Genomic DNA, 3,112 nt, shown 5'->3' on the forward strand with positions numbered 1-3,112 from the left:
ATCGTTCTTTAAAAATTTGGGTATGTGATAGAAAGATAGACTGAACGTTACTTTCACTGGTAACGGATCAGGCTAAGGTAAAATTTGTGAGTTCTCTTAATTGAGAAATTCGAATTTTCGGCGAATGTCGTCTTCACAGTATAACCAGATTGCTTGGGGTTATATGGTCAAGTGAAGAAGCGCATACGGTGGATGCCTTGGCAGTCAGAGGCGATGAAAGACGTGGTAGCCTGCGAAAAGCTTCGGGGAGTCGGCAAACAGACTTTGATCCGGAGATGTCTGAATGGGGGAACCCAGCCATCATAAGATGGTTACCTTACACTGAATACATAGGTGTAAGGGGCGAACCAGGGGAACTGAAACATCTAAGTACCCTGAGGAAAAGAAATCAACCGAGATTCCCTTAGTAGTGGCGAGCGAACGGGGACTAGCCCTTAAGTGGCTTTGAGATTAGCGGAACGCTCTGGAAAGTGCGGCCATAGTGGGTGATAGCCCTGTACGCGAAAATCTCTTAGTCATGAAATCGAGTAGGACGGAGCACGAGAAACTTTGTCTGAATATGGGGGGACCATCCTCCAAGGCTAAATACTACTGACTGACCGATAGTGAACTAGTACCGTGAGGGAAAGGCGAAAAGAACCCCGGAGAGGGGAGTGAAATAGATCCTGAAACCGTATGCGTACAAGCAGTGGGAGCCTACTTTGTTAGGTGACTGCGTACCTTTTGTATAATGGGTCAGCGACTTATTTTCAGTGGCGAGCTTAACCGAATAGGGGAGGCGTAGCGAAAGCGAGTCTTAATAGGGCGTCTAGTCGCTGGGAATAGACCCGAAACCGGGCGATCTATCCATGGGCAGGTTGAAGGTTGGGTAACACTAACTGGAGGACCGAACCGACTACCGTTGAAAAGTTAGCGGATGACCTGTGGATCGGAGTGAAAGGCTAATCAAGCTCGGAGATAGCTGGTTCTCCTCGAAAGCTATTTAGGTAGCGCCTCATGTATCACTGTAGGGGGTAGAGCACTGTTTCGGCTAGGGGGTCATCCCGACTTACCAAACCGATGCAAACTCCGAATACCTACAAGTGCCGAGCATGGGAGACACACGGCGGGTGCTAACGTCCGTCGTGAAAAGGGAAACAACCCAGACCGTCAGCTAAGGTCCCAAAGTTATGGTTAAGTGGGAAACGATGTGGGAAGGCTTAGACAGCTAGGAGGTTGGCTTAGAAGCAGCCACCCTTTAAAGAAAGCGTAATAGCTCACTAGTCGAGTCGGCCTGCGCGGAAGATGTAACGGGGCTCAAACCATACACCGAAGCTACGGGTATCACGTAAGTGATGCGGTAGAGGAGCGTTCTGTAAGCCTGTGAAGGTGAGTTGAGAAGCTTGCTGGAGGTATCAGAAGTGCGAATGCTGACATGAGTAACGATAATGGGTGTGAAAAACACCCACGCCGAAAGACCAAGGTTTCCTGCGCAACGTTAATCGACGCAGGGTTAGTCGGTCCCTAAGGCGAGGCTGAAAAGCGTAGTCGATGGAAAACAGGTTAATATTCCTGTACTTCTGGTTATTGCGATGGAGGGACGGAGAAGGCTAGGCCAGCTTGGCGTTGGTTGTCCAAGTTTAAGGTGGTAGGCTGGAATCTTAGGTAAATCCGGGATTCTAAGGCCGAGAGCTGATGACGAGTTATCTTTTAGATGACGAAGTGGTTGATGCCATGCTTCCAAGAAAAGCTTCTAAGCTTCAGGTAACCAGGAACCGTACCCCAAACCGACACAGGTGGTTGGGTAGAGAATACCAAGGCGCTTGAGAGAACTCGGGTGAAGGAACTAGGCAAAATGGCACCGTAACTTCGGGAGAAGGTGCGCCGGTGAGGGTGAAGGACTTGCTCCGTAAGCTCATGCCGGTCGAAGATACCAGGCCGCTGCGACTGTTTATTAAAAACACAGCACTCTGCAAACACGAAAGTGGACGTATAGGGTGTGACGCCTGCCCGGTGCCGGAAGGTTAATTGATGGGGTTAGCTAACGCGAAGCTCTTGATCGAAGCCCCGGTAAACGGCGGCCGTAACTATAACGGTCCTAAGGTAGCGAAATTCCTTGTCGGGTAAGTTCCGACCTGCACGAATGGCGTAACGATGGCGGCGCTGTCTCCACCCGAGACTCAGTGAAATTGAAATCGCTGTGAAGATGCAGTGTATCCGCGGCTAGACGGAAAGACCCCGTGAACCTTTACTATAGCTTTGCACTGGACTTTGAATTTGCTTGTGTAGGATAGGTGGGAGGCTTTGAAGCGTGGACGCCAGTTCGCGTGGAGCCAACCTTGAAATACCACCCTGGCAACTTTGAGGTTCTAACTCAGGTCCGTTATCCGGATCGAGGACAGTGTATGGTGGGTAGTTTGACTGGGGCGGTCTCCTCCTAAAGAGTAACGGAGGAGTACGAAGGTGCGCTCAGACCGGTCGGAAATCGGTCGTAGAGTATAAAGGCAAAAGCGCGCTTGACTGCGAGACAGACACGTCGAGCAGGTACGAAAGTAGGTCTTAGTGATCCGGTGGTTCTGTATGGAAGGGCCATCGCTCAACGGATAAAAGGTACTCCGGGGATAACAGGCTGATACCGCCCAAGAGTTCATATCGACGGCGGTGTTTGGCACCTCGATGTCGGCTCATCACATCCTGGGGCTGAAGCCGGTCCCAAGGGTATGGCTGTTCGCCATTTAAAGTGGTACGCGAGCTGGGTTTAGAACGTCGTGAGACAGTTCGGTCCCTATCTGCCGTGGACGTTTGAGATTTGAGAGGGGCTGCTCCTAGTACGAGAGGACCGGAGTGGACGAACCTCTGGTGTTCCGGTTGTCACGCCAGTGGCATTGCCGGGTAGCTATGTTCGGAATAGATAACCGCTGAAAGCATCTAAGCGGGAAACTAGCCTCAAGATGAGATCTCACTGGGACCTTGAGTCCCCTGAAGGGCCGTCGAAGACTACGACGTTGATAGGTTGGGTGTGTAAGCGCTGTGAGGCGTTGAGCTAACCAATACTAATTGCCCGTGAGGCTTGACCATATAACACCCAAGCAATTTGCGAACTCGAAAGAGACCAGATTGCGGTGTGTGAAGA

Annotated in this window: 1 rRNA gene; it reads left to right on the forward strand. The window is 51.0% G+C overall.

Features of this window, described 5'->3' with window-relative positions:
• Positions 1-165 precede the first annotated feature (165 nt).
• Positions 166-3,057 (forward strand): 23S ribosomal RNA (locus AC07W0_RS30815).
• Positions 3,058-3,112 lie beyond the last annotated feature (55 nt).

It is taken from the genome of Pseudomonas sp. GW704-F2 (genome assembly GCF_059423025.1).